This is a genomic window from Streptomyces sp. NPDC059524 (assembly GCF_042749255.1).
Taxonomy (GTDB): Bacteria; Actinomycetota; Actinomycetes; order Streptomycetales; family Streptomycetaceae; genus Streptomyces; species Streptomyces xanthii.
Genome location: NZ_JBHYTK010000298.1, coordinates 1 through 3,299 on the forward strand (window position 1 = coordinate 1; position 3,299 = coordinate 3,299).

The window sequence follows — 3,299 nt, forward strand, 5'->3', positions numbered from 1 at the left end:
CTTCCTCCGCCCCCCCCGCGCGGGCGGGGGGGCCGGCCGCCCGCGGCCGCCCCGGCCCCCCCCCCCCCCCGCGCCACGTCCAGCGCGCGGGCCCCCCGGGCCACCGCGAGTTCCACCCGCACATGACGGCGGGGCAGGGCGGCCTCGCCCTGCCGCCCTTGCGCCCGCTCCTCGATGTGGACCGGGCGGCCGAGACCGCCGAGGGCGCCGGTCAGCCGCGCCACGCCCGGCACCGCGCGTGCCGCGTCGGCGACCCGGCCCGCGTCGCCGTTCCCGCCCCCGCTCGTGTCCGCGCCGGGCGGCGGCTTCTCTTCCGGTGTCCGAGGCTGCTCCCGCCGCGCCGAAGCCGGGGTCGCCCCCGGTTCGAGCAGCTCCGTCACCCGTACGTCGATCTCGGCCACGACCAGTCCGAGGCCGCTGTCCGCCGCCCGGGCCAGCGCCGTCCGCAGCCGCCCGGCGGCCCCGGGCAGCGGCTCGTCCGGCGCCGCCGCGCACTCCGCGACGATCCGCAGCGGTCCCGGCGGCAGTGCGCTCGGCGGGGCCGGCACCCCCGCCTCGTACGCCGTGCCGGTGTCGGCGAGGGACAGGCGCAGGGCGCCGAGGCGCAGCCCGGGCAGGCCGTCCACCGACCGGCGCAGTACCGCCCCGGCGGCCGGCTCCGCGATCCACGCCCCGTCGCCGGGCCCGCCGAGCGGCAGCAGCCGCCCCAGTCCCAGGTGCTGTCGTACGGCCTGTGTCCAGTGGTCAGCGGTCATGTCCCCAGGCTGCCTCATCCCGGGCGCGAGCCTGGGTACCCGCACTTAGTGTGGGCAGAGGAAAGCAGCACCCCGCAGCGAGACCGCACCTCACAGAGGGGACAGCCCCGATGAGTGACACCACGCAGAGGCCGGGCGACGCGCCCACGGCATCGACCGGGAAGAGCAGCATGACCAAGAGGGGTGGTGGTGACCCCGGTGGCCGGGGGAAGACCACCATCGCCGACGGAGTCGTCGAGAAGATCGCCGGACTGGCCGCACGGGACGTCGACGGCGTGCACGCGATGGGCAGCGGCCTGTCCCGCACGTTCGGCGCCGTGCGCGACCGCGTACCGGGCGGCGGCACGAAATCCGTGTCCCGCGGCGTCAAGGCCGAGGTCGGCGAGGTCCAGACGGCCCTCGACCTGGAGATCGTCGTCGAGTACGGCGTCTCCATCGCCGACACCGCGCGCGACGTGCGGGAGAACGTGATCAACGCCGTCGAGCGCATGACCGGCCTCGAGGTCGTCGAGGTGAACATCGCCGTCAGCGACGTGAAGCTGCCGGACGAGGAGGACGAGGAACCGGAGTCACGACTCCAGTGACAGCCGCACCGGATGGGTGGAGGAGTACAGGATGAATCTGGCCGTGGTCGGCATGATTGCCGGCATGGCTCTCGGCTTCGCCGGATACTTCGGCGGGTTCGGGGCGTTTCTGCTGGTGGCGGCTTTGGGCGCCATCGGTTTCGTCGCGGGCCGGTTCCTCGAGGGGGACCTGGAACCCGGCGAGTTCTTCCGTGCCCGCGGCGACCGGCGGCGGTGACCGATGGCGGCACAGGTCGCCCCCGCCGAGCGCGGCGCGACCCGGATCGCCGACCGGGTCGTCGCGAAGATCGCCGCGTACGCGGCGCGTGAGGCGCTCGACGTCGTCCCCGCGGACGGGGCACCCCCGCACGCCACGGTGACCGTCCACCACGACACGGCCCGCGTCCACGTCAGTGTCGAACTCGAGTATCCGCTGGACATCGGTGCCCAGTGCGCCGCCGTGCGTCGCCAAGTCGCGGAACGGGTAAGGACGTTGGCGGGGATGGAGGTCCCCGAGGTGGCCGTCGAGGTGGAGCGGCTGCACTCGGCGCACACCCGCGGAACGGACCGGGGGAGGATCCGATGAGCGAACCCACCGAGGCGCCGCCCGTCGCCGAGCGCGAGGGCGCCGAGCACCTGGACCAGTCCGCGTCCGCCGCCTCCTACACCGGGCAGCCCACCCTCGACGGCGAGGACCGCACCCGCCGCTTCTGGTCGGCCCGCCGCGTCCCCGCGGCCCTGTGCGCCGTGGTCCTGCTCGGCGGGACCGGCATCCTCCTCTACGACATCGCCGCCGTACGGGCGGGCCGCCCCGCGATGGAATGGCGCCGCTCGCTGGCCCGCGAACTCGCCGAGCGGCCCCTCGACGACACGGCCGTGCTGATCGGCGCCGGCGTCGCCGCGGCCCTCGGACTCTGGCTCCTCCTGCTCGCCGCGACCCCGGGGCTGCGCGCCGTCCTGCCCATGCGCCGGGTCCACGCCGACGTGCGGGCCGGCCTGCACCGCGACGCCGCCGCGATGGTGCTGCGCGACCGGGCCATGGAGGTCTCGGGCGTGCAGTCGGTACGGGTCCGGATGAAGCGTTCCAAGGTGGAGGTGCGGGCCCTGTCCCACTTCCGTCCACTCGACGACGTACGGGCCGATCTCGACGCCGCGCTCGGCGAGGGCATCCGGGAACTGGGCCTCGGCTCCGCGCCCGGACTCTCCGTGCACGTGGCGCGGCCCGGCAGGAAGGGGTGAGCGGCGTGCTCAGGACCGTCAACCGGATCGTGCTCGGCCTGCTCGGGCTTGTCCTGCTGCTCGGCGGCGGCTCCGTGCTCGCGGTCGGGCTCGGGGTGAAGCCGCCCTCCTGGTGGATCCACAGCGGCTCCGACGACGTGCTGCTCAGTGTGGCGGACCGGGACCGGTGGCGGGACGAGGGCTGGTGGTGGCCCACGGTCATCGCCGTGCTCGGTGTCGTGGTGCTGCTCGCGCTGTGGTGGCTGGTGGCGCAGCTGCGGCGGCGGCGACTGACCGAGGTGCTCGTCGACACGGGGGACGGGGAGGGGGCGCTGCTGCGCGGTCGCGCGATGGAGCAGGTGCTGTGCGGTGCCGCCGAGGCGCTGGAGGGGGTCGATCACGCGGGCGTCATGCTGACGGGGCGGCGGAACGCTCCGCGGGCGCGGGTGCGGTTGAGGCTGGAGCCGCACGCGGGGCCCGGGGAGGCGTTGCGGGTTCTCTCCGAGGAGGCCGTGGGGCAGGCCCGGGAATCGGCGGGCCTGGACTCGTTGCCCGCGGAGGTTCGTCTCCGGGCGGTCAAGCACCGCGCCGAACGGGTCAGCTAGCTCTCGTCGCGGGGTGCGGGTGGGTGGGGGCTGGTCGCGCAGTTCCCCGCGCCCCTGGAAGGCAGCGGCTTCGCCGCGCCTTCCCCAGATGAAGGCGCCCCGCACCTTGATCGGGGAAATGCGACCCGAAGGGTCAGCATTTCAGGGGCGCGGGGAAC

At 75.2% G+C, this 3,299-nt stretch carries 6 protein-coding genes; 5 read left to right on the forward strand and 1 reads right to left on the reverse strand.

Annotated features, from left to right (window positions below; all coding sequences use genetic code 11):
* The coding region (locus tag ACFW9D_RS38225; RefSeq protein ID WP_384630079.1) for a nucleopolyhedrovirus P10 family protein at positions 1-755 on the reverse strand (755 nt) is incomplete at its 3' end.
* Between the two features lie 110 nt (positions 756-865).
* On the opposite strand from ACFW9D_RS38225, the gene ACFW9D_RS38230 reads away from it, so the two are divergent.
* Genes ACFW9D_RS38230 through amaP form a run of 5 tightly spaced genes read left to right on the forward strand, consistent with a single transcriptional unit; the run spans position 866 to position 3,141 of the window.
* Positions 866-1,339, forward strand: coding sequence for an Asp23/Gls24 family envelope stress response protein (locus ACFW9D_RS38230; protein ID WP_384630081.1), 474 nt, complete (start codon positions 866-868; stop codon positions 1,337-1,339).
* A gap of 31 nt (positions 1,340-1,370) precedes the next feature.
* Positions 1,371-1,556 carry a hypothetical protein gene (locus ACFW9D_RS38235; RefSeq protein WP_111667018.1) on the forward strand — a complete coding sequence of 62 codons (186 nt, stop codon included), beginning with the start codon at positions 1,371-1,373 and terminating at the stop codon, positions 1,554-1,556.
* Between the two features lie 3 nt (positions 1,557-1,559).
* Positions 1,560-1,904, forward strand: a complete 345-nt coding sequence (locus ACFW9D_RS38240) for an Asp23/Gls24 family envelope stress response protein (RefSeq protein ID WP_188339662.1) — start codon at positions 1,560-1,562, stop codon at positions 1,902-1,904.
* Complete coding sequence (locus ACFW9D_RS38245; RefSeq protein WP_384630083.1) at positions 1,901-2,557, forward strand: DUF6286 domain-containing protein; 657 nt, start codon at positions 1,901-1,903, stop codon at positions 2,555-2,557. Before ACFW9D_RS38240 ends, ACFW9D_RS38245 begins: the two co-directional genes overlap by 4 nt.
* Positions 2,554-3,141 carry an alkaline shock response membrane anchor protein AmaP gene (amaP, locus tag ACFW9D_RS38250; protein ID WP_188339664.1) on the forward strand — a complete coding sequence of 196 codons (588 nt, stop codon included), beginning with the start codon at positions 2,554-2,556 and terminating at the stop codon, positions 3,139-3,141. The genes ACFW9D_RS38245 and amaP overlap by 4 nt, the downstream gene beginning before the upstream one ends.
* Positions 3,142-3,299 lie beyond the last annotated feature (158 nt).

Excerpts from the sequence above, each read along its gene's own strand:
- ACFW9D_RS38240 (WP_188339662.1), top strand. The coding sequence starts at position 1,560 with ATGGCGGCACAGGTCGCCCCCGCCGAGCGCGGCGCGACCCGGATCGCC.
- ACFW9D_RS38230 (WP_384630081.1), top strand. The coding sequence starts at position 866 with ATGAGTGACACCACGCAGAGGCCGGGCGACGCGCCCACGGCATCGACC.
- ACFW9D_RS38245 (WP_384630083.1), top strand. The coding sequence starts at position 1,901 with ATGAGCGAACCCACCGAGGCGCCGCCCGTCGCCGAGCGCGAGGGCGCC.
- ACFW9D_RS38235 (WP_111667018.1), top strand. The coding sequence starts at position 1,371 with ATGAATCTGGCCGTGGTCGGCATGATTGCCGGCATGGCTCTCGGCTTC.